This is a genomic window from Pseudomonas sp. KH_021 (assembly GCF_057838865.1).
This window is the reverse complement of record NZ_CM174477.1, coordinates 5,487,904-5,513,247: the sequence shown is the minus strand read 5'-3', so window position 1 is coordinate 5,513,247 and position 25,344 is coordinate 5,487,904. Positions and strand designations below refer to the sequence as shown.

General features: G+C 60.3%; 20 protein-coding genes. 8 read left to right on the top strand and 12 right to left on the bottom strand.

The features are described 5' to 3' along the window. Positions 1-47: 47 nt before the first annotated feature. A complete protein-coding gene (locus tag AC3IX4_RS25465; RefSeq protein WP_489258087.1) occupies positions 48-872 on the top strand; it encodes an IclR family transcriptional regulator in 825 nt (274 codons plus the stop codon). A 208-nt stretch (positions 873-1,080) separates the two neighbouring features. Here AC3IX4_RS25465 and AC3IX4_RS25460 read toward each other — a convergent pair whose 3' ends face one another. Next, positions 1,081-1,878, bottom strand: coding sequence for a thiazole synthase (locus AC3IX4_RS25460; RefSeq protein ID WP_489258086.1), 798 nt, complete (start codon positions 1,876-1,878; stop codon positions 1,081-1,083). 45 nt (positions 1,879-1,923) lie between these two features. Further along, positions 1,924-2,124: a sulfur carrier protein ThiS gene (gene thiS, locus AC3IX4_RS25455; protein WP_489261366.1), complete on the bottom strand. Its 201-nt coding sequence runs from the start codon at positions 2,122-2,124 to the stop codon at positions 1,924-1,926. 291 nt (positions 2,125-2,415) lie between these two features. On the opposite strand from thiS, the gene AC3IX4_RS25450 reads away from it, so the two are divergent. The 5 genes from AC3IX4_RS25450 (at position 2,416) to AC3IX4_RS25430 (ending at position 8,969) form a co-directional block, all read left to right on the top strand. Next, positions 2,416-3,804 (top strand): aminotransferase family protein, encoded by a 1,389-nt coding sequence (locus AC3IX4_RS25450; RefSeq protein WP_489258085.1) that lies wholly within the window; start codon positions 2,416-2,418, stop codon positions 3,802-3,804. Between the two features lie 207 nt (positions 3,805-4,011). After that, on the top strand, positions 4,012-5,478 hold the full coding sequence (gene pdxR, locus AC3IX4_RS25445; RefSeq protein WP_489258084.1) for a MocR-like pyridoxine biosynthesis transcription factor PdxR: 1,467 nt from the start codon (positions 4,012-4,014) through the stop codon (positions 5,476-5,478). A gap of 376 nt (positions 5,479-5,854) precedes the next feature. Next, on the top strand, positions 5,855-7,615 hold the full coding sequence (gene xsc, locus AC3IX4_RS25440; RefSeq protein WP_489258083.1) for a sulfoacetaldehyde acetyltransferase: 1,761 nt from the start codon (positions 5,855-5,857) through the stop codon (positions 7,613-7,615). 73 nt (positions 7,616-7,688) lie between these two features. Then, the gene (locus AC3IX4_RS25435) at positions 7,689-8,642 is read left to right on the top strand and encodes a bifunctional enoyl-CoA hydratase/phosphate acetyltransferase (protein WP_489258082.1); all 954 of its coding nucleotides are present in this window, start codon (positions 7,689-7,691) and stop codon (positions 8,640-8,642) included. 27 nt (positions 8,643-8,669) lie between these two features. Then, complete coding sequence (locus AC3IX4_RS25430; RefSeq protein WP_489258081.1) at positions 8,670-8,969, top strand: DUF6506 family protein; 300 nt, start codon at positions 8,670-8,672, stop codon at positions 8,967-8,969. Positions 8,970-9,108: 139 nt separating this feature from the next. Here AC3IX4_RS25430 and AC3IX4_RS25425 read toward each other — a convergent pair whose 3' ends face one another. From AC3IX4_RS25425 to AC3IX4_RS25395, 7 genes are all read right to left on the bottom strand, one after another. Further along, the gene (locus tag AC3IX4_RS25425) at positions 9,109-10,296 is read right to left on the bottom strand and encodes a hypothetical protein (RefSeq protein ID WP_489258080.1); all 1,188 of its coding nucleotides are present in this window, start codon (positions 10,294-10,296) and stop codon (positions 9,109-9,111) included. Further along, positions 10,289-10,669 carry a hypothetical protein gene (locus AC3IX4_RS25420; RefSeq protein ID WP_489258079.1) on the bottom strand — a complete coding sequence of 127 codons (381 nt, stop codon included), beginning with the start codon at positions 10,667-10,669 and terminating at the stop codon, positions 10,289-10,291. Before AC3IX4_RS25420 ends, AC3IX4_RS25425 begins: the two co-directional genes overlap by 8 nt. Then, on the bottom strand, positions 10,666-11,856 hold the full coding sequence (locus tag AC3IX4_RS25415; RefSeq protein WP_489258078.1) for a DUF6708 domain-containing protein: 1,191 nt from the start codon (positions 11,854-11,856) through the stop codon (positions 10,666-10,668). Before AC3IX4_RS25415 ends, AC3IX4_RS25420 begins: the two co-directional genes overlap by 4 nt. Further along, positions 11,849-15,268 carry a toxin VasX gene (locus AC3IX4_RS25410; RefSeq protein ID WP_489258077.1) on the bottom strand — a complete coding sequence of 1,140 codons (3,420 nt, stop codon included), beginning with the start codon at positions 15,266-15,268 and terminating at the stop codon, positions 11,849-11,851. Before AC3IX4_RS25410 ends, AC3IX4_RS25415 begins: the two co-directional genes overlap by 8 nt. After that, positions 15,265-16,137 carry a DUF4123 domain-containing protein gene (locus AC3IX4_RS25405; protein ID WP_489256953.1) on the bottom strand — a complete coding sequence of 291 codons (873 nt, stop codon included), beginning with the start codon at positions 16,135-16,137 and terminating at the stop codon, positions 15,265-15,267. The genes AC3IX4_RS25410 and AC3IX4_RS25405 overlap by 4 nt, the downstream gene beginning before the upstream one ends. Beyond that, positions 16,130-18,205, bottom strand: a complete 2,076-nt coding sequence (gene tssI, locus AC3IX4_RS25400; RefSeq protein ID WP_489258076.1) for a type VI secretion system tip protein TssI/VgrG — start codon at positions 18,203-18,205, stop codon at positions 16,130-16,132. The genes AC3IX4_RS25405 and tssI overlap by 8 nt, the downstream gene beginning before the upstream one ends. Positions 18,206-18,695: 490 nt before the next feature. Next, positions 18,696-19,340, bottom strand: coding sequence for a hypothetical protein (locus tag AC3IX4_RS25395; RefSeq protein WP_489258075.1), 645 nt, complete (start codon positions 19,338-19,340; stop codon positions 18,696-18,698). Between the two features lie 465 nt (positions 19,341-19,805). Between AC3IX4_RS25395 and AC3IX4_RS25390 the strand changes: the two genes are divergently transcribed. Further along, positions 19,806-20,807: a YeiH family protein gene (locus tag AC3IX4_RS25390; protein ID WP_489258074.1), complete on the top strand. Its 1,002-nt coding sequence runs from the start codon at positions 19,806-19,808 to the stop codon at positions 20,805-20,807. Between the two features lie 105 nt (positions 20,808-20,912). Then, positions 20,913-21,686 (top strand): TSUP family transporter, encoded by a 774-nt coding sequence (locus AC3IX4_RS25385; protein ID WP_489258073.1) that lies wholly within the window; start codon positions 20,913-20,915, stop codon positions 21,684-21,686. Positions 21,687-21,776: 90 nt separating this feature from the next. Here AC3IX4_RS25385 and sorB read toward each other — a convergent pair whose 3' ends face one another. From sorB to AC3IX4_RS25370, 3 genes are all read right to left on the bottom strand, one after another. Beyond that, a complete protein-coding gene (sorB, locus tag AC3IX4_RS25380; RefSeq protein ID WP_489258072.1) occupies positions 21,777-22,415 on the bottom strand; it encodes a SorB family sulfite dehydrogenase c-type cytochrome subunit in 639 nt (212 codons plus the stop codon). Positions 22,416-22,426: 11 nt separating this feature from the next. Beyond that, a complete protein-coding gene (gene sorA / locus AC3IX4_RS25375) occupies positions 22,427-23,686 on the bottom strand; it encodes a SorA family sulfite dehydrogenase catalytic subunit (RefSeq protein ID WP_489258071.1) in 1,260 nt (419 codons plus the stop codon). A gap of 493 nt (positions 23,687-24,179) precedes the next feature. Next, entirely contained in the window at positions 24,180-25,337 is a 1,158-nt protein-coding gene (locus AC3IX4_RS25370) for an MFS transporter (protein WP_489258070.1), read from the bottom strand. Positions 25,338-25,344 lie beyond the last annotated feature (7 nt).

Genomic DNA, 25,344 nt, shown 5'->3' with positions numbered 1-25,344 from the left:
TAATGAATGGGTTAGTTACAAATTGTCTTTTTGTCGGATTTTCAATAATGGTACGAATCGAACCGAAAGGCGGGGATGGTGTGCTAGAGCCGATGACCGGAGAAAACCCGGATCGCAGCTTGCGCGCGCTGCTGTTGTTGGAAGCCGTTGCCAGCGCGGATGCCCCGCTGTCGCTTGCACAGCTGTGCGATCGGCTTGAGACGCCCAAGGCCACTCTGCTGCGCATGCTGGTCGCGCTGGAGCGGCTTGGTTTTCTGCTGCGCGAAGTGGACGAGAAGACCTACCTGCTCGGCCCTCGCGCCAGTCGCCTGGGGTTGTCGCTGCTGCGTAACGAAGTCGTGCTGCAGCGAAGTCGCCTTATCTTGCAGACGCTGGTGCGACAGTTGGGTGAAACCTGCAACCTGACGGCATTGGATGGCGATAGCGTGATTTACATCGACCGCGTGGAAACCCGCGAGCCCTTGCGCCTGCACGTCGAGCCTGGCACCCATGTGCCGCTGCATTGCACCGCCAGTGGCAAGTTGTTTCTCGCCCAGATGCCAGCGCACCGGCGCACAGAGGTGCTCAAGCACCTGGAGCTGGCGCCTCAGACCGATCGCAGCATTACCGACGTCGACCTGTTGGAAACGGAACTTGAGCGTATCCGCGCACGCGGAGTAGGGATCGACAGTGAGGAGTTCGTCCGGGGCATGGTGGCCGTCGCCGTGCCCATCAGAAATGCCGAGGGTCATTGCCTGGCGGCGCTAGCCTGCCATGCGCCCACGGCCCGCAAAAGCCTTAACGACTTGATCGAAAACATTCCCCAATTGCAGGCTGCGGCCGCGCAACTGGCGCTTTCCTTCGCACCGGAATCCATTAGCGTCCCAGGGTAGGAGCCGGCTTTAGCCGCGATGGCCGCACCGCGGTGTATCAGGCAAACCGCGGTGCGTTCATCGCGGCTTGTAGGAGCCAGCCTTGGCTGCGATGGCCTCACTGCGGTGTATCAGGAAGACCGCGGCGCGTTCATCGCGGCTAAAGCCGGCTCCTACGTGCGATGGCCGCACCGCGGTGTATCAGGCAAACCGCGGTGCGTTCAGCGTTTTACAGGAACAGGCCGCTCAACGGCGAGGAGGCATCCCCGATGAGCCGGCGCGGCATGCGCCCGGCGAGGTACGCTTCGCGGCCGGCCTCGACTGCTTTGCGCATCGCCGAGGCCATGCGGATCGGCTCGCGGGCACGGGCAATAGCGGTGTTCATCAGCACCCCGTCGCAGCCCAGTTCCATGGCGATGGCGGCATCGGACGCGGTGCCGACACCGGCATCGACGATCACCGGGACCTGGGCGTTTTCCACGATCAAACGGATGTTGTAAGGATTGCGGATGCCCAGCCCAGACCCGATCGGCGCGCCCAAGGGCATCACCGCCACGCAGCCCAGTTCTTCCAGGCGTCGGGCCACCAGCGGGTCGTCGCTGGTGTAGACCATCACCTTGAAGCCCAGGCCGACCAATTGCTGGGCGGCAATCAGGGTCTCGCCGATGTCCGGGTAGAGGGTCTGGCTGTCACCGAGCACTTCCAGTTTGACCAGGTCGTGGCCGTCCAGCAGTTCACGCGCCAGCAGGCAGGTGCGCACCGCATCCTTGGCCGTGTAGCAGCCGGCGGTATTGGGCAGCAGGGTGTAGCGCTCAGGCTTGATGACCTCAAGCAGATTGGGCTGATCGGCATCCTGGCCGAGGTTGCTGCGGCGCACCGCAAAGGTGACGATCTGCGCCGAGCTGGTCTCGATGGCCGCGCCAGTCTCGATCAGGTCGGCGTAGTGCCCGGTACCCACCAGCAGGCGTGAGGCGTAGGCCTGGCCGGCAATGATCAGCGGGTCGGGGGTGGTGATTGCGATTGTCATAGAGGCTCCGGGTAGGGGATAGGGCTATGGCTCTGTCGGCAGCGATCAGCCGCCGCCGATGGCGTGCACGATCTCCAGGCGGTCGCCCTGCTGCAGGCGTAGCTCGGCGTACTGGCTGCGCGGGACCACCTCAAGGTTGTGTTCAATGGCCAGGCGCCGCTCTTGCAGCTGTAGTTGGTTGAGCAACTGCGCCAGATTGATACCCACCGGCAACCGTTGGGCCACCCCATTGATCTGTATTTCAATCACTCAGGTTCTCCTGTCGCTGACCACTATTCGTGCTCGCAGGGTGAGGCGGGTGGCGCAGCGCTTAAAGAGCCAGTCGCGGTTGCGGCGCTAGTCCAGCGCGGTGATCGGCGGCTGGCATCATGCGTGGGCAATAACTGGTTCTAACTGCGCGCGCTGGTTGTTCTTAGTTTCGTCTTCAAGGGTGGGTGCTACATCGCGATGTCCAGTACTGCTCCTCCCGTGTTCGGTGCCTGGCGCTTATCGGTTGCCCGGCGGCCCATAATAAAAATGCTCAAGTCCGAGGTAGGCATGAAAACTACAGATCACGAGTACGATTCAGTCGGTGTGTTGGCCAGTGACCGCGCTCACGTCTGGCATCACCTGACCCAGCACAAACCGCTGGAGCAGAACGATCCGCTGATGGTCGTCGAAGGCAAGGGCATGAAGTTCTGGGACATCAAGGGCAACGAGTACCTGGATGCGGTCTCTGGCGGTGTGTGGACCGTCAACGTGGGTTACGGCCGCGAAAGTATTGCTAACGCGGTGCGCGATCAGTTGGTGAAGATGAACTATTTCGCCAACTCCGCCGGCAACATTCCTGGCGCGCTGTTCGCCAAGAAACTGATCGAGAAAATGCCTGGCCTGAGCCGGGTGTACTACTCCAACTCCGGTTCCGAGGCCAACGAGAAGGCCTACAAGATTGTGCGGCAGATTGCGCACAAGAAGTACGGCGGCAAAAAGCACAAGATTCTGTTCCGTGAGCGTGACTACCACGGCACGACCATCACTGCACTGAGCTCGACCGGCCAGTTCGAGCGCAAGAACCAGTACGGTCCTTTCACCCCAGGTTTCGTCGAGTTTCCACATTGCTGCGAATACCGTTCACAGTTTGGTGACGTAGCCGACTATGGCGTGCGCGCCGCCCTGGAGATGGAAAAAGTCATCCTCGCCGAAGGGCCGGACACCGTGGGTGCCGTGGTGCTCGAGCCGATCACCGCAGGCGGTGGCGTCATCACTCCGCCGGCGGGTTACTGGGAGACCATCCAGGCGATCTGCAAGAAGTACGACATCCTCCTGCACATTGACGAAGTAGTGTGCGGCCTGGGTCGTACCGGCAAGTGGTTTGGCTACCAGCACTACGGCATCAAGCCGGACATCGTCACCATGGCCAAGGGTGTGGCCAGTGGTTACGCGGCGATCTCCTGCACCGTGACCACCGAAGAAGTCTTCGAGGCGTTCAAGGGTGAGGCCGATGACCGGATGGGCTACTTCCGTGACATCAGCACCTTCGGCGGCTGCGCTGCAGGCCCGGCGGCGGCGCTGGAAAATATGCGCATCATCGAGGACGAGGGCTTGCTGGAGAACGTCACCCATATGGGCGAGTACTTCATGGGTCGCCTGAATGAGCTTAAGGACAAGTACTCCGTGATTGGTGATGTGCGCGGCAAGGGCCTGTTCTGTGGCCTGGAGCTGGTCAAGGACCGCCAGACCAAGGAGCCGGTGCCGGAGAGCCTGCCGATTGCCATCGCCGCTGACTGCATGCGCCAAGGGGTGATGATCGGGCGTACTAACCGAAGCTTTGAGCAGTTCAACAATACCCTGTGCTTCAGCCCGGCGTTGATCGCCACAAAAGAGGATCTGGATGCAATCATCGCCGCGGTGGACAGCGCCATTGGCCGCCTTGCGCCTAACCTATAAGGCTTTCCAGCCCTGATCAGACCGGTCCCTCAACGTGGTTGAGGGACCGGTTTTTGTGTTTCTGCGGCGTTATATGTCGCGCGCTGGATAGTGTTGTTGCTAGTCTGCCGGGGCAATCGCCGCGTCAGCGGTGGCAAGAGCATTTTGAAGTGACTGGCCGAGTGGTGTGCGGGGCCAGCACTTGTCGTTCGTTCAGTCGAGGCCGCTATGTTCCAGTTGTTCCATCTGTCCGCCGAAAAATCCACCAATCTGCAACAGCAACTGCGCGAGCAAATCGCCCAAGTCATTCTCAACGGCAACATCCCGCTCGATAGCCCGTTGCCTTCTAGTCGTAAGCTGGCCAAACAGCTGAATATTGCGCGCAACACAGTGGTCCTGGCTTACGAACACCTGCTCGACGACGGCTACCTGGTGGCCCGTGAGCGCAGTGGCTACTATATCAATCCGGACATTTTGGCTCGCAAAGTCGAAGCGCCACGTGCAGGCCAGGAAGAGGCCGATACTACCAAGCTGGATTGGTCGCAACGTCTCGTGCTGCAACCCTCGCAGCAACGCAACATGAGCAAGCCACGGGACTGGCAGAATTATAAATACCCCTTTATCTACGGGCAGTTCGACCCGGCCCTGTTTCCGACCGCCAACTGGCGTGAATGCTGCCGCGATGCGGTCAGCATCCCGGCGATTCGTGATTGGGCCTCGGATCGCTTCGACAACGACGACCCCCTGTTGATGGAGCAGATCAGGACGCGCCTATTGCCACGTCGTGGTGTCTGGGCTTCGCCTGAGCAGATCCTGGTGACGGTCGGCGCGCAGCACGCGCTGTATATGCTGGCGCGTCTGTTGTTGCGCCCCGACAGCCTGATGGGCATTGAAGAGCCGGGCTACGTCGACATCCGCAATATCGCCACGCTCAACCCCTCGCGCATTCAGCCGCTGGCGGTGGATAACCATGGTTTGATCCTGAGCGATGAGCTCAACGATTGCGATCTGATCTACACCACGCCCAGCCACCAGTGCCCGACCACCGTGACCATGCCCCTGGAGCGCCGCTACGAACTGTTGCAGCGAGCCAATGAACACGATTTCCTGATCATTGAGGACGACTACGAAAGCGAGTCCAACTTCAAGGCCAACCCGATTCCGGCGCTCAAGAGCCTGGATAAAAATGATCGGGTGATTTACGTCGGTAGCCTGTCCAAGACGCTGGCACCGGGCCTTCGGGTTGGCTATCTGGTGGGGCCTGAAGCCTTGATCCGCGAGGCGCGGGCGTTGCGTCGGTTGATGGTGCGTCATCCGGCGGCGAACAATCAGCGCTCGGTGGCGTTGTTCCTGGAGCGCGGTTACCACGATGCGTTGATCATGAGCCTGGTACGGGCTTACGAGGAGCGTCATCAGCAGATGGGCGACGCCCTGCGTGAGTACTTGCCCGAATCCTCCCAGGAGCCGAGCTTTGGTGGCTCCTGCTATTGGGTCAAGGGGCCCGACAGCCTGGATGCGCGACGTCTGCAGAAGGAGGCCGCCGAGCACGGTATTTTGATCGAGCCCGGGGATATTCATTTCTGCAGCGAGCAACCGCCGCTCAATTACTTCCGTCTGGGATACTCGTCGATTCCCGCCGAACGTATCCGTCCTGGGATCAAACTGCTGGCTGAGCTCATCCAGCAAATCAGCTAACAGCCCCTCGAAAACCACCTCTCCCTGGGTTACCGCGTCGAGCACTTCGGCGCAGCAACCCTGGGGCAGTGCTGCCCATTCCCCGCGTTTTTGCCTGACTGCCAAGGCCGTTTGTGCTGGCTGGCACATCTGGCTCCAGCTGGCTTAACAACTGGTCCACAACTGGATCTATCTGCCCCTTCCTCGCTGCTCCTACTCTAGCTCCAAGGCAGTCAGTTCTCGCTTCAAGGTAAACGAGAGACGGCTCGCTCAACTGGCCCAAAAAATTCATCACAACAACAACGGGAGAGATCGGCGCACCCATGCCGCTTCAAGGCAGAGCCCGACTCATTGGCGTAGCAGCCGCCAAACCTTAAGTAACGAGAGGAAGATCGATATGCCACGCATGACCCCCAGCGAAGCAATGGTAGAAACACTGGTAGCCAACGGCGTCACTGACGTCTTTGGGATCATGGGTTCGGCCTTTATGGATGCGATGGATATCTTCGCTCCGGCCGGCATCCGTTTTATCCCGGTGGTCCACGAGCAGGGTGCCGGTCACATGGCCGACGGTTTCTCGCGGGTCAGTGGTCGTCACGGTGTGTGCATCGCGCAGAACGGCCCAGGCATCACCAACTTCGTCACCGCCATCGCCGCTGCCTATTGGGCACACAGCCCAGTGGTTGTGATCACGCCTGAAACCGGCTCGATGAGCCAAGGCCTGGGTGGTTTCCAGGAAGCCCAGCAACTGCCGTTCTTCGAGACCATCACCAAGTACCAGGCGCATGTGCCGAACCCTGCGCGGATGGCCGAACTGACTGCTCGTTGCTTCGATCGGGCGATGCAAGAAAACGGTCCGACCCAGCTGAATATCCCGCGTGACTTCTTCTACGGCGATATCAACGTCGAGATTCCGACCCCGATTCGTATCGAGCGCAGCGCCGGTGGCGAGCAGAGCCTGGCCCAAGCCGCCGAGCTGCTGGCGTCGGCCAAGAACCCGGTGATCATTTCCGGTGGCGGCGTGGTCATGGGCGACGCCGTTGAAGCCTGCCAGGCGCTGGCCGAATACCTCGGCGCACCGGTGGTCAACAGCTATCTGCACAACGACTCCTTCCCGGCCAGCCACCCACTGTGGTGCGGCCCGCTGGGTTACCAAGGCTCCAAGGCGTCCATGAAGCTGCTGTCGCGTGCTGACGTGGTCCTGGCCCTGGGCACTCGACTGGGCCCATTCGGTACCCTGCCACAACACGGCCTGGATTACTGGCCGAAGCAGGCCAAAGTCATCCAGATCGACTGCGACTCGAAGATGCTGGGCCTGGTGAAGAAAATCACCGTCGGTATCTGTGGCGACGCCAAGGCCGCGGCGACCAACCTGCTCGGTCGTCTGGAGAATCTCGACGTACTGTGCCTGGAAAACAAGGGCGCGCGTGCCGAGGAAATCGCCAACGAAAAAGCCGCTTGGGAAGCTGAATTGACCGGCTGGATCCACGAGAAAGACGAATACTCGCTGGAAATGATCAAGGAGCAGAGCGGCGAAGACGGCAACTACCTGCACCCACGCCAAGTGCTGCGTGAGCTGGAAAAAGCCATGCCGGCCGACGCCATGGTCTCCACCGACATCGGTAACATCAACTCGGTCTCCAACAGCTACCTGCGCTTCGAGAAGCCACGTTCGTTCTTCGCCGCCATGAGCTTTGGCAACTGCGGTTACGCGCTGCCAACCATCATTGGTGCCAAGGTCGCTGCACCGCACCGCACCGCCATCTCTTACGCCGGTGACGGCGCCTGGGGTATGTCGATGATGGAAATCATGACCTGCGTGCGTGAGAACATCCCGGTCACCTCGATCGTGTTCCATAACCGTCAGTGGGGCGCGGAGAAGAAGAACCAAGTGGACTTCTACAACCGTCGCTTCGTTGCAGGCGAACTGGAAAACCAGAGCTTCGCTGGCATTGCTCGCTCGATGGGTGCTGAAGGCGTCACCGTTGACCGTCTGGAGGACGTTGGCCCTGCGCTGATGGCCGCTTGCGAGGCACAAAAGGCCGGCAAGACCACAGTGATCGAGATCATGTGTACTCGTGAGCTGGGCGACCCGTTCCGCCGTGATGCGCTGTCCAAGCCAGTGCGCTTCCTCGAGAAGTACAGAGACTACGTCTAAGTCACCCGCAACACTGCAACAGCGCCTTCGGGCGTTGTTGCAGCTTCTACGGTGAACAAACAGGAGTCCAAGCATGTTGAGCACTATTCCACCGAAATGCCCGACGTTCTTGCTTGACCGGGCCAAGGCCCTGCCGCGCGTGGTCACGGCGGTGGTCAATCCGGTCAATCTGCTGAGCTTGAGCAGTGCCAAGCGGGCGTGCGATGAAGGGCTTATCGAGCCGGTGTTGGTCGGTGACCAGGTGCAGATCCGTGCCCTGGCCGAAGAACTCGACTGGGACCTGCATGACCTGCGCGTGCTGCACGCCAGTGACGATGCACAGTGTGCCGAAATCGCCTGCATGCAGGCGGGGAGCGGTAACGCAGCCGCGATCATGAAGGGGCATCTACACACGGATACCCTGCTGCGAGCAGTCCTCAAGCGTGAACACGGACTGCGTACCGCCGGCCGTCTCAGTCACGTGTTTCATATGACGCTGCCGGGCAGCGACAAAGCTTTATCGATCACCGATGCGGTGATCAATGTTCAGCCTACGATCATCGACAAGATTTATATTGCTCGCAACGCCATCGACCTGATGCACGCCTTGGGCTATGAAAAGCCACGCATGGCAGTGCTGTCCGGTACCGAGGAAGTAACGCGCAGCATGCCATCCAGCCAGGATGCTGCAGAGCTTGCCAAACTGGCGGCGATCGGTGTGCTGGGGGATGCCTGCGTCGAGGGTCCGCTGGCCTTCGACAACGCGGTGTCGCTGGAAGCGGCGCGGATCAAAGGCATTAGCGGCGAGGTCGCGGGCAATGCCGATATTCTGTTGGTGCCGAACCTGGAAGCCGGTAATTTTCTGTTCAAACAGATGGTGTATTTCATGAGTGCCACGGCCGCAGGCCTGGTACTGGGCGCGCGCGTGCCGATCATCCTTACCTCGCGTGCCGACCCGTTGGAAGCGCGCCTGGCGTCGTGTGCGCTGTCCTCCATTTTTATCGATTATCATCGGCAGTCGCGCAGCCGCTTGCAGGCCAGTGGCTAAGCATTCCCAAGAACAAGGAGAACCACGATGGCTGTAGAACGTTATGGCTTTATCTTCAAGGCGCCCGGCATGCAGTTCCTCACCCACAACGGGCGCCTGGAATCGGAAACCTTCGCCGCAACAATGTGCGGCGTTGCGAACGCCGATGAAGCAGTGATTGTCGCGCAAGAGTTATTGACCCGGCATGTGCAATTGATCGAGCTGTGCGGCGCTTTCACCGAGGCCGAAGTCGAGCAGATCCGCATTGCTATTGACGACCGGATTCCAGTGGCCGCCGTGCAATACAGCCCTGAAACGCGCCAGCGCCTGCAGCAGTTGTCCGACTGAAGTATCTGTGGGGTGTATCACTCATTTGTCTCGCGGAAACGGGTGCGCTTCTTTCGTGGCTTTTTCTCTGGCCGTTTACCGGGCCGGACGGCCCACAGATGCGCATTGGCGCGCAAGCGTTCCTGAATTTCGGGCGGGCTCAATGCAGCCCCGCCGCCTTGCAGGCGTCAACGAAGTTCACGCCTTTTTTGTCCATGGCGATCTTGACCAATGCGTTGGCTTTTTGCAGGGCGGGGCTGGGCTGGGCCCATTGTTCGGGGGGCGGCGGTTGCGACCAGGCATGCACACTTTCAGGCAGGGTCGGGCGGCCCTTGCGGTGGGCCCACTCGGCGATCAGGTAGGGCATTTTCCAGAACACGATCACCCGTCTGACGTACCACCAGCGCAGAGGCCATGGGGTTCGCTTGCCGTATCCGTATTGGTGTCGCTGTTCGGCAGTCAGATCCGCGCCGTCATCGTCTAAAGAGCCCATGAAGCGTGCGCCCTTGCGTTCGATCTCAAAGGTGTGCAGGCCCTCGTAGGGCTTGAGTTCGTCTTCGGTGGGTGTAAGCCCCAAAATGACAAGCATGGGGTTAGGCGTATCCACCAGCTCCCCTTCCTCCATGTAGTTGCGAATGGACGTCCACATGCCCAGCGCATGCGCATCGCTGGGTTGCGCCGACAATATAAACTGCACGGTATCGTGCTCTTCGTCCTCCAGCCCCATGCCGAAGGTGTAATCGCGCATCGCGCCGTAGCTGGTCACCCCCTGGCTGCGGGCGACCCAGGCCACCACGCTCTCCCACGGCACGATCAGCACCCGATGGGTGGTGTCGTCGATGTAGCAGACTTCGCGGCGTTGGCGATTGAAGCGGACCGGGTAGCTTTTGGCCAGGGTTCGGACGTTGGAGAGCATGCCGTAGACGTAGGCGCCAATGGGGATAATGGATAGCAGCGCATAACTGGAGAACACTCTGATAGCATCGATGAGATCCTTGAATGGGGTCGGAAAGTTTTCTGGATATAAAAGCACCCCATAAAGGATTACAAAACTGGGAGCGATAAATGCTGTAAACAAGGCCATCCAGATTCCAGTTGCCAGGATCTTCCCCTGCTCGACCATCCCGTAGTTGCTCCCCCCCAACTCCAGGTAGGTTTCATTCATCGCCGAGAAGTTACGCCGTGACACTTGCATCTGCCCGGTGTACACCGGCAACGGCGCCAGAAACAAGGTTTCATTCAACCCCCTGACCCGCAGTTCACCGGCACGGGGCCGCTGGCTGCGAACGTCCGGTGTCGGCTCTGGGGTTTCCGGCGGTTTTCTGCGCTTGAACAGTGTGCTAATCATCGAGCGCCGCCATTTGTTCTCGCTTGAACCGCCAGAACGGAGCTTGGTCGATGCCGCTGGGCAAGGTTTCCACGGCGTCGAGGATGAACCGGCCCTGGGCCGGCAACTGCACGCCCCGCACCGTCGCGATGCGCAGGTCGCGCAGGACAAAACTGGTGCGGTGCAGCAAGTCGCGTTCGGCTTCCAGTTGGTAACCGATGGTGAAGGCCAGGGCGAAATCCGTCGTTTGCTGGGCTTCGCTGATCGGCAGGTGAAGGGTCAGCGCCTCGTCTTCCTGGCTGGCAACCACGGTCACCGCGGCCCATGCCGCGCTGTTTACCTGCCTGCCAGCGGGCGGGCGGCGTTGCAGCAAGGCGTGCAGTGGTGGATTCAATGCAGCCCCGCCGCCTTGCAGGCGTCGACGAAGTTTGCGCCTTTTTTGTCCATAGCGGTCTTGACCAAGGCGTTGGCTTTTTGCAGGGCGGGGCTGGGTTGGGCCCATTGTTCGGGGGGTAGCGGTTGCGACCAGGCTTGCACACGTTCAGGCAGGGTCGGGCGGCCCTTGCGGTGGGCCCACTCGGCGATCAGGTAGGGCATTTTCCAGAACACGATCACCCGTCTGACGTACCACCAGCGCAGAGGCCAAGCGGAACGTTTGGAGTATCCCCAACGCTTGCGCTCTTCGGCAGTCAGATGGCCTCCTCCGTCGTCCAGCCTACCCAATGCCCTGGCATCGAGCCGTTCGATTTCAAAGGTGTGCAGCCCTTCGTAAGGTTTGAGTTCATCTTCCGTCAGGGTGATGCCCAGCGCGGCCAGCATGGGGTTGGGGGTGTCCACCAGCTCCCCTTCTTCCATGTAGTTGCGAATGGACGTCCACATGGCCAGCGCATGCGCGTCGCTGGGTTGCGCCGACAATACAAACTGCACGGTGTCGAGTTCTTCGTCCTCCAGCCCCATGCCGAAGGTGTAATCACGCATCGCGCCGTAGCCGGTCACCCCCTGGCTGCGGGCGACCCAGGCCACCACGCTCTCCCACGGCACGATCAGCACTCGATGGGTGGTGTCGTCGATGTAGCAGACTTCGCGGCGTTGGCGGTTGAAGCGGACCGGGTAACTTTTGGCCAGGGTTCGGACGTTGGATAGCATGCCGTAGACGTAGGCGCCGATGGGGATAATGGATAGCAGCGAGCCCGTGGCGAATACCTGCACAGCATCCCCAACAATGTCGAAAAACTTTCGGTCGATTTCAGGGGGGCTAAAAGCAACGAGCCATAGACAAATAAGCACAGGAACAATAAAGGCTGTACCCAACGCCATCCAGATTCCAGTTGCCAGGATCTTCCCCTGCTCGACCATCCCGTAGTTGCTCCCCCCCAACTCCAGATAGGTCTCGTTCATCGCCGAAAAGTTACGTCTCGACACCTGCATCTGCCCGGTGTACACCGGCAATGGCGCCAGGAACAGGGTTTCATTCAACCCCCTGACCCGCAGTTCACCGGCACGGGGCCGCTGGCTGCGGATGTCCGGTGTCGGCTCTGTGGTTTCCGGCGGTTTTCTGCGCTTGAACAGTGTGCTAATCATCGAGCGCCGCCATTTGTTCTCGCTTGAACCGCCAGAACGGAGCTTGGTCGATGCCGCTGGGCAAGGTTTCCACGGCGTCGAGGATAAACCGGCCCTGGGCCGGCAACTGTACGCCCCGCACCGTCGCGATGCGCAGGTCGCGCAGGACAAAACTGGTGCGGTGCAGCAAGTCGCGTTCGGCTTCCAGTTGGTAACCGATGGTGAAGGCCAGGGCGAAATCCGTCGTTTGCTGGGCTTCGCTGATCGGCAGGTGAAGGGTCAGCGCCTCGTCTTCCTGGCTGGCAACCACGGTCACCGCGGCCCATGCCGCGCTGTGTGCCTGCCAGTGGAGGGGCGGTGCATGCCGACTGTAGGGCTGGGGTATGTGCCGAGCACGGGTTTGATGAAAGGCCTGCAGGTGCAGTTGACGGCTGTCCATTTCCCGGGTGCGGACACCGGGCAGTCGCAGTTGCAGGTACGTGCGCTTGCCTTCGCGGACCAGCTCACAGGTCGGTTGTTGTACCACCCGGGCCAAGGCGCTCCAGTCCTCGGACAGGCTGCGGTGCAGGTTGGCCGTGCCCCAGGCGCTGGCTTGCAGCCATTTTTGCAGTTCGCTCAGGTTGAAATATCTGTACAAGCCTTCGCCGACCAGTTGCAGGGCCGTGCCGATCAGCCCCACCAGGGTGGCTTTGACGGCGACGCTCAGCAGCCGCGGGCTGGCTTCGGCCCAGGCCAGGGCCCGCAGTTCGGCGGGCTTTCTGAGGATCTGGCTGATGATCGTTGTCGTGTGTTTGGCGCCCCAGGTATTGGTGCCCACCAGAATAGCGTCGCCAGCGATTTGCAGGGTCGTGGCCGCCAAGGCTTGGTGATTGCCTTTGACCAGCGCTTTGCCCCATTGCTGGGAATGCCAGCCTAAGTCGATGCCGGCGGCCAGACCACCAAAAAAGAATGCTCCAAAACCTGTAACGCCCGCCCAACGCCCCAGGCGACTCATGGTATTGAGCTTGCCAGCGGCACTGTCCATTTGTGCGATATGTGCCTGCAAGATCGTTATTGACAAGCCCTGGACTACGGCAAAACCCGCAGCCGACATCACTACGAATGATTCAAAGAGCGTCCACAAATCAGACAGAGAAGTCTTAGGTTTTTTATTAAACGCACTCAACGCCTCAACAAACTTGTGCCCCTGATAAACAAACAGCAACAACCCTATCCCGTTCCCCCAGGATTTCAGGGCGCTACTCACTGGCTTGCCAAACGTCCCCGTAGCGCGGTAATCCCGCACCGTGCGCTGCATTTCTTTTTGCAGCTCCGAGGACATGCCATCGACCACCGTACCGATCTGCCGCCACCCGCCGCCGCCGACTGTCAAAGCCCGGCTGAGGCGGTCCTCCAACGGCAGCAGCGCGGTCTTGAGCTCATGGATCCGCTGGTTATGCACCTGCTCGCTGCCCGGCGTGGCCAAGCCGTGGGTTTGCCGCGACAACTCCTGACGGCGCAGCGTGTAGGTGCGCTTGAGCTGGCGGCGCAGATCGAAGGCGGCATCGCGGGTCTTATTGAAGGCCTGGATTTCGGCAGCCGACGCCGCCCGCAGGGTCAAGCCGCTGCGGGAAAATTCGCGCAACAGTTGCAGGCGCGCTGGCTGGCCGAGGTTACGGAGGAAGTTATTGGGATCGATGTGCTGTCGCTGCTTTAGTGCGTTATGGGCAGTGTCTAGTTCGTCCGCAATGCTGAGTTGCCTGGCCGGGTTATACGCTCCATCCAACAAGCTCTGCAGCCCCTTGAACCGCGTATTCAGATTCGTATAGTTGGGCAGCCGTTCGCTCATCAGGCTGTTGAATTGATTGGCCAGTTCATTGACGCCGGCCAGGTTGTCCGGGGCCGTGACGACCTTGATCCAAAAGCTGCTCAGGTCCAGGAGCTTCTTGCTCACATCCAGCTGATCGGCGAGGGTCAGGGTTTCCAGCCCAGGTACGACGGTGAGCGGGTTTTGCTCGAGGAAGGCGGCGAGTTTTTCAATCGCCGCGCGATCGCCGCACAGGGCCGCCACGCAGACGAATTCGGTTTCCAGGCGATGCTGGATCTGCGCGTCGTACCGGAAGTCGTAATACCAGGCGGCACGGTGAAAGTGGCCGCCGGTAATCATGTTCAGGCGGTCTTCGCGAATGGCTTGAAGGCGCCTTTGCCAATGGCTGAGCAGCGTTTGCTGCTGGTGGACGAACGCTTGCATCTCCGCCCGGTTGACCAACTGATCAATGCCACGCTCCCCGATGGCCTTGCCGTTTAACGCCTCCCAGGTGCGCAGGTGGAGGCCGGCGATGGCGTCTCGATGTTTTTGCCAAAGCCCTTCGCCCAGGCCATCGAGCAGGCTGACGAAGGCGCGTGCGTAAGGATTGTTTTTCGCCGCTTCGCGCCAAGACTGCTCGTCGCCATAGATGGACTGTCCGTCATGGTCACGTTTGGCCCGCAGATAGTCATGAACAGCCGTCTGCTGTGCCGAGTTGAGGTCCGCCTTCAGGGCATGGACAGCGGAATCTGTGCTGGCCAAGGCCCCCAGACCCGCCGGGCTCACCTCATACAACGACTGGATGTAGGCGCCGGTGAGGTATTTGCGTTGGGCAGCCTCGTCGGCGCTCCACTGCTTGAGCCAGTCCGCCACTTGCAGTTGGGCGCTGGCCAGGTCGCGCATCACGCCAATATCGTCGCGCAAGACCAAAAACAGATAATCGTTCTGGTAGGCGCCCAGCACCCGACTGGTGAGCGCTTCGATCACCGTGTCCTGGAACAGAGGCGTGGCTTCCCAGCTATAGGGTTGGCGCTCTTGCGGGTGGGCACCTTCGGGTAATATCTGCTCTTTACCAGCGGGTGGCACGACCTCCGCCAGCCAGGCCTGGGCCTGGCGTTGGGTCAACAAGTGGGTTCCCCCATTGGTCGGGCAAGCACTCGCCAGATCAATGCGTTGCATCAAGCGTTCACGCTCGGCGGTGTCCTTGAGCACTTGCGCGCATTTGTAGGCCGTCCACTGGAGTTCCGAATAGCTGGCGTACAACCGGTGTTGCCGGGTGAAGATCAAATGAGGTTCGCCCACCGACGTGGTACGCGTGTCGCCAACTACTTCCCGGCCCTGCCACAGCAGTTTGCTGATCTGCCCTTGCTCGACGTGGTATTCGTGCAGGTAGCCGGTGCCGTGATCGATGATGTACAGGTAGCCGTCACGCAGCAGCCGGATACCCAAGGGCTGGCTGGTCAGGGTGAGCGGCATGCTCAGTTCGGCCGAGGGGTCGAGGTGTTCGACCAGGCCGTAGCGCACCGGCAGCAACTGCACTTTTGAGCTCATCAAAGGGCACAGCCCCAGGGGTGAACGGATGTCTTGGGCGCTCTTGGCCATGGCGGCGATGTTGGCAGGGCCTTTGAGCGGTGGTTCGGCGGTCATGGCAAGTCTCCTGCTGGCGTGGCCGTGCGGGCATACGCCAGCTCGGCAGCGCGTTGGACACGGATCAACGGGGAGGGTGACGACGCCGTCAGGGTCTCGACGATGTCCGGGTGGCTGGCCAACGGCTGCCCGGCCAAATAGCCGAGTACGTTGGCATAGAGCGTGATTTCCTGTTCCGAGGTAAAGCCTTGCCGGATAGCCTGCTGGGCGACTTGTTCGGCAAACCGCAGGCGCTCCTGGGCTGAGCAGGACGCCATCAAGCTGGGAAAGTACCGCTGCAGGTGATCGTTGAGGCTGATGACCGCATGATGAAACTGCACCTCGCCCAAGGCGGTTAGCTCCTGCTCCGTCAACAGATAGGCTTCGGTAGGCGCTAATGCAGGCTGTTCGGGGCGTGTGTGCTGTAACCAGGCCGCCTGCAACCCATCAGGCAGGCACAGGTGCTGAACAGGGCCAAACCAGCGTGCACTGTTGGCTTGCCGCGCCAGGTCGAACAGGTGATGCATGACCGCTGGATCGGCGATGCGCGGCATGACCTCGCCCGCACTCGGGTGTTTAACGCTCAGCAGGTGACGCCAGTGCTTGCAGAGCGTTAGCGCGTCGGCCTCGCTGAACAGCAGATAGCCCCATTCCAGCGCGGCATTTTCCAGGAAGTACGCCAGCAGTGAATCACCGGCACCCTTGAGGGTGATCAAGCAGGGCGAGATGTCCGCCAGCTCATGCCAGCGTGTGCCTTGGTACAGGCAATAAACCGGGTTATCCCAGCGGTGCAGGCGCTGCGCCAGATTCGAGGCGCTGACCCCGTCCAACAGCAGATAGGCCGGCAACGACCAGGGCAGATCATCGGGTAATGGCGGTAACTCAAGCATGGGCTGCCTCACTCTGCGGTTTGACGACTTCGCATACCGCGCAAATAGGCTTTTTGGCCATCAGGGCCGATCGCTGCGTGGAGGCCAACAAGGGCGCCTGAAGGGCCGCTGGTGCCGATCCTTCAGCAGACAACGCCTGGATCGGCGGTACCCCCGCCAGCGGAGCACCGCCTTCGACGATGGGCACACTGCTGAAAATCCCCCCTGGGTTGATCACGAGGTGGTGGCCACCGGCCTTGAGCGTCAGGCTCATGCCGGCATCGATCACCACATGGGCGGCCGTGACATGGACCTGGGGGCCGGCTTGAATCACCAACGTGCCACTGACCGTCGTACTGCTGTTGCCGGTAATGCTGATCTGCTCGCTACCCCCGATCAGCGTGTGACGCAGGCCTTGGGTGGTATGCAGTTCGTCGCCCTTGATCAGGCTGGCACTGTTGTTCTCGACCTGTTCAAAACGGTCGTTGCCAATCAGGCTGTGGCTGTTTTGAGCAATCTGCTCACGGCGGTCGTTACCGATCTTGGTGTCGCTGTCGTTGCGGATCAGCTGTTCGAGGTCGCGCTGGGCGCGCAGGTAGATCAACTCCCGTCCGGCGCGATCTTCAATCGACAGCTCGTTGTATCCGCCATTGGCGGGGGAGCTGCAGCTGCGCAGCACGGTTTTGGTCTTGTGCTCCGGCAAGGGGTACGGCACGGGGGTGATCTCGTTGGGCACGCAACCGGTAATCAACGGATTATCCGGATTGCCCTCCAGGAAGGTCACCACCACTTCCATGCCGATGCGCGGAATGGTCACCGAGCCGAAACCGTCCCCTGCCCAGTTGGAGGAAACCCGTAGCCAGCAACTGCTCTTGTCGCTGCCCAACTTGGCGCGGTCCCAATGGAACTCGACCTTGACCCGCCCGTATTCATCGCAAAAGATTTCTTCGCCCACAGGCCCGGTGACACGGGCGGTCTGGCTGACCAGCACCGTTTGGCGCGTGACCAGCGGCGGACGATAGAACACGTCCCAAGGAATCGCGCTGAAGCTGTTGCGGTAACCCTGGGTGAAGCCGTCTTCTGACTTAACGTCGCTGATGAGTGCTTCTTCAAGCACCTGGGGTTGTTTGCCAACGTGGTGGACACTGAGCAACAACCACAAATCGTTGTACGGTTGACGCGGGTGCTCGGTCAGTTCAAAGAAGTGGCCACTGCGTAAGTTCGCTTGATCGCTGCTGCCCGTGGCCAGTTGGTAATCACTGCGATGCCGTTCCAGCGCTTGCCGGGCCAGCTGTTTACCGTGTTTTTCATTGTCGATGAACACAGGGTAGCGATAGTCTTCGAGTTCAGGTCCATGCCCGGTCGTGACGCGGCTTTGGTGGGGCGGGATCGGGTGGGTGAAGTCGTAGTCGCGGCGCGTGGCCGTGCGGGTTCGGGTGCTGAAGCGCATGGAAAAGCGATCGATCACCGAGCACTCCGCGACCATGCCGCAGGCGGCGTGATAAGGGGTGGCACCATCCAGCCTGGGGAAAAAGCTCTGATGGTCGGTAAACACCAGCCTATGGTCGTCGGGTGAATGCTGGTGGTGCCAGGCAATGCCCTCCTCGGCGCATAACCTTTGGACGAACTCGTAGTCGCTTTCCGCATATTGAGTGCAGTAGACGCGCGCAGGTCCGGGGGTGACGTGGAAGGTAAACACGTCGGCCAGAATGCCATGGCCTTTGAGGACCTGGGTGATGATTTGCGGGACGGTCAGGCTCTGGAAAATCCGTTGCTGGTGGCTGAACTGCAAATAGTGCAGCACCGGCACCAGGGTCAGGTGATAGCGAGTCAGGCGCTTACCCACCGCCCCCATGGAAACCTCTTCGATATGACCATGAATGCCTTCGCCATTGAGGCCGAACTGGAGGAACGCCGGCTGGCAGAGCAGGCTTTCCAGATCAAAGTCGGGGCGCTCGCTGACCAGCTCGACGTGGATCGCGTACAAGGTGCTGATGGCTTCCGTACCGTCAAAGGCCAGTACCTTGAAATCGTTGCGAACCGTGGGGATGTTCAGTTCGAAATGAGCAACATTGGCCGGCGCGAACATAGCTTGATCCTTGAGCTGAGAACGACAACCGCGCGAACTTCAATCCATGACGGCAAGAGCAAGCGGTTTGGCCGAGCAAGCTAGCAAGAGGGGCGCAAGAATGAATGCCGGAAAAATTCACTAATCACGTGGGAAATTTCCGCATTTCAGAATGTAGTAATTTGAAAACCATATAAAAGCCCGTCGAAGAGACGCCATGCTGCTCACTTAAGAGGTCCAGATATTCTGGGTCAGGATTTGACTTTATGGCCTTCGACAAAGGTGTTGCCAACCGACTCGGCGGTAAAGGCGCCTTGGGTGATTGGCCTTGGGTTTTGCCGAAAATGCTGATGGCTTGAGGGCAGAAAAATTAGGTCAGAAATGGCCCCGTAGGAGCAGACCTTGGTCGCGATGGCCACACCGCGGAGTTTGCAATAAACCACGGTGCGGCCATCGCGACCAAGGGCTAGGCGCCCCCGTCGCTCCTACGGGATTGGGATAATGGACGCCTCTACCAGGCGGTCAACACCCGTCGACGCCACCAGTCACTGCCTTCGATCAGTTGGCGGATCAGCGCCTGCTGATGCGCGTCACCGGCGAACTGCTGTGGGCGCGGTAATACCGGTAGTGTGGCGAGCAGGTCCTGATAGATCTGTCGCTGTTTGTCGAGACTGTGTTGCGGATCGATCAGACCCGGTAGTAGCGGTAACTGCGGGCACAGATAGAACAACAGCTGCCCAGTTGCCGGTTGCACGCGTTCGCTGGCGAACAACGCCAGGTTGCACGCCTTGAGCAGCTCTGTGGCCAAGGACAGACCTTCGGCGCCACCACTTGCGACGATTTCCCGCCAGCGCGGAGCCAACGCCTGGCGAATGAAGCCATCCAGGCGCGCGGCCAATTCATCCTCGCTAAAGCCCTGAAAATCCAGCCCGAAGCAGTCCTTCAGAATGCGCAGGTAAGTCTTGTCGACCAGCGTACGGCCGGCGTTTTGCCAGCCGAAGCTGGCGGCCTTGGCCAGGCTGCCATAGCACTGCAACAGCAGGGCGTTCTCGCTGCTTCGCGCGTCCAGACCTGAGGCAAACGCTGGATGCGGCTGTGGCCAGTGCTGACGCAGGTGCTCTGCGAGCTGGACGAGACGCTGGTGATCCAGGGGCATGTGATTTCTCCGATTTGCGAAGGTCTGCGCGCATGACTATAGGGGCTGCTGCCGAGGTGTATTAGCACCAGCTGCCAGCTGTGTTCTGGGCCAAGCCTTGAGCTCGCCCGCGATGTGTCTGTAAAACCGCGGTGCCTGCATCGCAAGTAAACTTGGCTCCTACCGGGTGATGGCGTCACCGCGCTGTATCTGTTGAATCGCGGGTAGGAGCAAGCCTTGGCTGCGATGGTTACACCGCGGTAAATCAGGCAACCCCGGTGTGACCATCGCGGGGTCCAAGGATGCAGGTGTCTGCTGGCCCCTAAGACCGCTTTGACGTGGTCCTAATGGGGGAGGGGCGTTTTCTCTAGCATCCAACTCAGTGATTTCATAAACCCACAGGGTGTAGCTGAGCACATGACAATAAAACAGCATCACACAATCCCCCCCGTGCACAGCCAGTCGCTTGATACGGCTCAGCCGTCGGTGTCCTGGCTAGTAAGCCGTCAGCAGAAACTCAAACTATTACTGCCGGGTATCATTGCCTCGGTGGTGGTCGCCGCCAGTGCCTCTTTCCTTTCCGAGCATTACGGTGCGCCAGTGATGTTGATGGCCCTGTTGCTGGGCATGGCTCTGGGTTTTCTCTCCGAGGAGGGGCGTGCGGTCGCGGGTATTCGCTTCACCTCCAGCACCATCCTGCGTTGCGGCGTGGCGCTGCTGGGCATGCGCATCACTGTCGAGCAGATTCTCTCGCTTGGGGGGACGCTGATGGCGGTGGTGATCGGTGCTGTTTTCATGACCATTACTTTCGGCATCATCCTGTCTCGGCTACTGGGCCAGTCTCGCGATTTCGGCATTCTCAGCGGCGGTAGCGTGGGCATCTGCGGCGCCTCGGCGGCGCTGGCAATTTCCGCGGTACTGCCGCAAGACAAGGACAGTGAGCGCAACATCATCTTCACGGTGATCAGCGTGACGGCGCTGAGCACCATCGCGATGATCGCCTATCCGCCGATCGCCCAATGGCTCGGCCTGGACGCCCATCAGGCCGGGATATTCCTCGGCGCCACGATTCACGATGTGGCCCAGGTGGTCGGTGCTGGCTACAGCATGTCGGAGGAAACCGGCGATACCGCGACCGTGGTCAAACTGTTGCGCGTGGCCATGCTGGTGCCGATCGTCTTCAGTCTGTCGTTGCTGCTGCGCAAACGCGGCGATGGTGGCCCACGTGCGGCCCTGCCGTTGCCTTTGTTCATCATCTTCTTTGTGCTGTTTGTCGCCATTAACAGCAGTGGCGTCGCTTCGACGCAGGTGCAGGAGTTTGCTGGCGATGTGTCGCGCTGGTGCCTGGTGACCGCTATCGCCGCCCTGGGCATGAAAACCTCACTGAAGGCGCTGCTGGAAGTGGGCTGGCGCCCGGCGACCCTGTTAGTCAGTGAAACAGTGTTTCTCGCGGCTTTGATTCTAATTGCGGTGAAATGGCTGGCATGAGCCAGCTTCCTGGGTGACTTGCATCGCCCCCCGCCTCAACACCAGACTGCCGCCGACACGTTGACCGTGCGGCGGCATTTTGGCTTAACCAGTAATGGAGGCGGAATGAGCCTGCAAGTGCATCTGATTTTTCTCTGTTGTGTGGCGTTGGCAACCGTAGCCCAGAGCCTCACCGGCTTTGCCTTCGGCTTGATCTTGATGGGCTTGGTCGCATCCCTGCATATGGTGCCGCTGAGTGAGGTCGCGGTGGTGATCAGTATCCTCACCCTGGGTAACGCCATGGGTACGCTGGGCGGGCCGAAGCCGCAGTTGGACCGCACGGTGCTGATGCCCGTGTTGATCAGCAGTCTGCTGGGCGTCAGCCTCGGCGTGTGGGGGCTCGGCGCGGTGAGTGGTAGCCAACTGAACTGGCTTCGCCTTCTGCTCGGTGTACTGATTGTCGCGGCCAGTCTTATGCTGGTGGTGCAAAACAAACCAAAAGCGCATCTGTCCCGGCAACCTTCATTCTGGCTGGCCGGTGGCCTGTGTGGACTGCTTAATGGCTTGTTCTCCAGCGGCGGGCCGCCGATTGCGTATCACCTGTATCGCCAGCCATTGGGCTACGAAATTATCCGCAATACCCTGATAACGGTATTTGCCGCCAACGCGGCGGCTCGCCTTGGGCTGGTCGTAGCGCAAGGGCAGATGCAATCGTCCACGTTGTTATTGAGTGCCGAAGCGTTGCCGTTGGTGCTGCTGGTCAGCTGGCTGGTCCGCCGTTATCCGCCGAAGTTGTCGATGCGCACGGTGCGTTGGATGGTCTTCGTATTGATGGCGATCGCCGGCACTAGCTTGATCTGGGGTTCACTGCCGGGGCTTTTTGAAATGCCTTTGGTGTAGGAGCCGGCTTCAGCCGCGATGAACGCACCGCGGTTTGCCTGATGTACCGCGGTGCGTTCATCGCAGCCAAGGCTGGCTCCTACAGTGACCTTACTGCTGCAGAATGAAAGTCGCCATGGTCTTTAGGTCGTCGGCGTTTAACTGAGCGAAGGGTGGCATCGGGATATTTCCCCATTTACCGGTTCCGCCCTGCTCAATGCTGGCCGTCACTTTCGCCAGCGCCTGCGGGTCATTGGCATATTTGGCCGCCACCTCGTGATAGGCCGGGCCGACGACTTTACGGTCAACCGCGTGGCAGGACAGGCAAGCGTTGTTGGTGAGCAACGTCATGGCATCGACTTTCGCCAAAGGCGCGGCCGGGGGCTCGCTCGCCTTCGGGCTGGAAGCCGCCTGCACATCGGCATCACTTTCCTTGGCACTGCCGTAGGCCACCGCGAGGTAAGCGCCAATCATTTTCACATCCTGGTCGCTGATCGGTGCACCGTAGACGTGCTGCATCTTGCTGGCTTCGCCGGTCCACTGGGCCAGGGTCAAGCCGGGCGGCTGGAACTGGATGTAATCCGCAGAGTGGCAGGTGGAGCATTTTTGCTGGGCCAACGCATAGCCGGGCAGCGCGTTGGGTTTGAGCACCGCGGTTTCCGGCGGCAAGGTGATCGAGAGCGGTGCTGCGTAAGCCGCGGCGGCCCAACCCAGGTGAGCGGCACACAACAAGGTGATCATGCGTTTCATGCGAGCTTCCTTCAGGCGACTGTCACGTGGCTGGTTTCCACAACGTTGCGGCGATAGCCAGCGGGGTTCCAGTCGGCTCGAAACGGTTGCGTCTCGCCCGCCCGGTTAGTGGCGCGCACCATCAGCTGGGTGGCGCCCTTGTCGGTAAAGGTGATCGGCAATGTCCACTCGCGAAAGGAGAAGCGGCCCAGATCCTCGCCAAGCTGGGCTTGCTGCCAATGTTTGCCGCCATCGATCGACAGCTCCACCTTGTTGACCCCATCACCGCCGTCGAAGGCGATGCCCTTGAGCACTACACTTTTATTGCGCGGCAACACATCGCCGTGTTTGACGCTGGTGATGAAGCTACGGATGGCCAGCTTGGAAATCGGCAGGGTTTTCGCCGCCGCCGTGCCCGGCGCGACACAGTAGCAATCGTTGTCTGGAAGGCGATAACCCTTGGCCATGAAGAACCCGTCGAAGGTATGGTCGAGGACTTCTATCTCGCTCAGGTGCTTGAGCCAGTAAGTGCCGAAATAGCCGGGCACCACCAGGCGGATCGGATAGCCGTTGAGAAACGGCAGGTCGGTGCCGTTCATGGACCAGGCGATCATCGGTTCGCCATCCATGGCATGGCTGATGTCCAGCGCCTTGATGTACTCTGGCGTGCTCGGCAACACCGGCTTGTCGAGGCCTCGGAAGGTCACTTGCTTGGCGTCGGCTTTCACCCCCGCTTTTTCCAGCACCGTCTTGAGCGGTACACCCACCCAGCGGGCGTTGCCCATTGAGCCGTTGCCCAATTGCGCCCCAAACACGCGCGGCATCGAAAAGCCGCGACTGTTACCCGAGCACTGATTGACGGCGACCACTTCTACCGGTTCGCCAAGGGCCTTGAGGTCTGCCAGGGACAGTGAAAGCTCCGTGGTCACTGAACCCTTGATGGTCAGGCGATAAGTGTCCGGGTCAATGCTGGTCGGGAAATTGGCCAGGTGATAACGCACGAAGAACGCATCATTGGGCGTGATGGGGCCTTCGTCGAACACCGAGAAGGGTGTTTCAAGGTGCGGCGGGCGCGTGGTGACCAGGGTCAAGGGGCGCTTTTGCGGGTACTGCACCAAGGGGCGCGGGCCTGCGGCAAAGGTGACGTCCTCGGCGGCATCGGCGATGGCATTGTTTTCGGCGGCGGCGTTGGCCAGGTTCGCCAAGGGGGAAGCGGCCAGCGCCAACGTGATGCCGTCGCGCAGGACGCGGCGGCGGCTCAGCTTGCTGTTTTCTACAAAATTGAACTTCATTTTGCACTCTCTGTGATTGTAATTAACGAGATGCAATTGCCTCAGAAGTTCATGGTCGGGTGCTTGTGGCCGTCTGCATAGATCCAGTTCAGACCCTGGTGTTGGGCCTCATGTGGTTCATGCGATTTGTTGGCAGGTACCTTACGGGCTCACCATGAGAATGAAGGGGGCGTATCGAGGCTTCCAGGTGCTTGCCTTGGGTTTTGTGCTGTTGCCTGAATCGAGCGCCGCCCGCGCGGCGCATCGCGACCAAGGTCTGCTCCTACATTTGTTGCAACGTGCCATGGCCTGTGAGAGAGGAGTTGCCAGCCTTGCGCAATTTCCCCCGAAACCCAATAGATCTAAAGCCGAACCACCAAGGCTAACAACCCCAACCCCACAGGCCATGGCGCGTTGCAACAAATGTAGGAGCAGGCTTTAGCCGCGATGCGCCGCGCGGGCGGCGCTCGATCTCAAGAACGAAGGAAAAACCAAGGCGGACACTGGATTCCCGTTACGGCACCCCAGCCAGCGACGCGCCAATCCTGCGTTTCTCCCGGGTAAAACACGTCACCATCGCCGCCACGCCAAGACCGAACACATACAGCGCCTGCGGACCGGAATACTCCATCATCGCCCCCGCCACCAGTGGCCCGATGGCCGCCCCGATGCCAAAGGTCATCAGCAGCACCCCGGCCACCGATACACGCAGCTCGGGCTCCAGATTGTCATTGGCATGGGCCACGCCAAGCGGGTAAAGGCAGAACTGCAAAAAGCCAATGGCGGCGCCCGCCAGCATTATCCACAGTTGCCCTGTTGCCAGCCCAAAGGCCAACGGTAGGTAGGCCACGCACAGCAACGCAGCAGTCGCTCGTATCAGGGTGATGCGCGAAAAGTGATCTGACAATCGTCCCAAAGGCAACTGCGCTAGCAGCCCCGCCGCGATACTGATGGCCATGAACTGCCCGACCTGCGCCGAGGTAAAGCCCAGTTGCGCAGCAAATATCGGCGCCAGCCCGTACAAACAGCCATTCAACAATCCCGAGGCCAGAATCGTGAACAACGATTGAGGCAAGCGCCGCACGTACAGCATCGGCTTGATTCGCGCCTGGCTGATGAAACCCGGCTGCAAGCCACTGTGCAAGGCGACGGGAATCAGGCCAATGGCAAAGGCAATGGCAACGCCGGTCAAGGCCAGGGTGTGCAGGCCATCCCCGAGGCTGAGCATCAGTTGGCCCAGCATCATGCCGACGTAGCTTGCAATCATGTACAGCGACATGGCGCCCCCTCGACGTGTGGCAGGGGCGCAATCGTTGAGCCAACTCTCGATGACCATCAACTGGCACATCATCGCCGCGCCAACGATAAACCGCAGCGCAAGCCACAGCGCCAAGGCGTCACTGAGCTGATGCATGAGCACCGCAGTGACGATCACCCCGGCACTCACCACAAACGCGCGTGCATGGCCGACCAGGCCGATCAGGCCGTACCCCATGCGCCCACCGAACACCATGCCCAGCGCGTTGGCGGCCATCAGGGCACCGCCCCAGAACTGCGCCACCCCTGATGCATCCAGGCGCAGGGCCAGGTAGGTCATGAGCAGGCTGGAGCCCAGCTGCATCAACAAGGTAGCGACGTAGATCGTGCCGAACCTTTTGGAAAGTGCGATCAATCGGGTT

Coding starts and splice junctions, on each gene's coding strand:
- AC3IX4_RS25435 (WP_489258082.1), top strand. CDS start 7,689: ATGTTGAGCACTATTCCACCGAAATGCCCGACGTTCTTGCTTGACCGG.
- pdxR (WP_489258084.1), top strand. CDS start 4,012: ATGTTCCAGTTGTTCCATCTGTCCGCCGAAAAATCCACCAATCTGCAA.
- AC3IX4_RS25425 (WP_489258080.1), bottom strand. CDS start 10,296: ATGATTAGCACACTGTTCAAGCGCAGAAAACCGCCGGAAACCCCAGAG.
- xsc (WP_489258083.1), top strand. CDS start 5,855: ATGCCACGCATGACCCCCAGCGAAGCAATGGTAGAAACACTGGTAGCC.
- AC3IX4_RS25415 (WP_489258078.1), bottom strand. CDS start 11,856: ATGATTAGCACACTGTTCAAGCGCAGAAAACCGCCGGAAACCACAGAG.
- sorB (WP_489258072.1), bottom strand. CDS start 22,415: ATGAAACGCATGATCACCTTGTTGTGTGCCGCTCACCTGGGTTGGGCC.
- AC3IX4_RS25465 (WP_489258087.1), top strand. CDS start 48: ATGGTACGAATCGAACCGAAAGGCGGGGATGGTGTGCTAGAGCCGATG.
- sorA (WP_489258071.1), bottom strand. CDS start 23,686: ATGAAGTTCAATTTTGTAGAAAACAGCAAGCTGAGCCGCCGCCGCGTC.
- AC3IX4_RS25385 (WP_489258073.1), top strand. CDS start 20,913: ATGAGCCTGCAAGTGCATCTGATTTTTCTCTGTTGTGTGGCGTTGGCA.
- AC3IX4_RS25460 (WP_489258086.1), bottom strand. CDS start 1,878: ATGACAATCGCAATCACCACCCCCGACCCGCTGATCATTGCCGGCCAG.
- AC3IX4_RS25430 (WP_489258081.1), top strand. CDS start 8,670: ATGGCTGTAGAACGTTATGGCTTTATCTTCAAGGCGCCCGGCATGCAG.
- tssI (WP_489258076.1), bottom strand. CDS start 18,205: ATGTTCGCGCCGGCCAATGTTGCTCATTTCGAACTGAACATCCCCACG.
- AC3IX4_RS25395 (WP_489258075.1), bottom strand. CDS start 19,340: ATGCCCCTGGATCACCAGCGTCTCGTCCAGCTCGCAGAGCACCTGCGT.
- AC3IX4_RS25450 (WP_489258085.1), top strand. CDS start 2,416: ATGAAAACTACAGATCACGAGTACGATTCAGTCGGTGTGTTGGCCAGT.
- AC3IX4_RS25405 (WP_489256953.1), bottom strand. CDS start 16,137: ATGCTTGAGTTACCGCCATTACCCGATGATCTGCCCTGGTCGTTGCCG.
- AC3IX4_RS25410 (WP_489258077.1), bottom strand. CDS start 15,268: ATGACCGCCGAACCACCGCTCAAAGGCCCTGCCAACATCGCCGCCATG.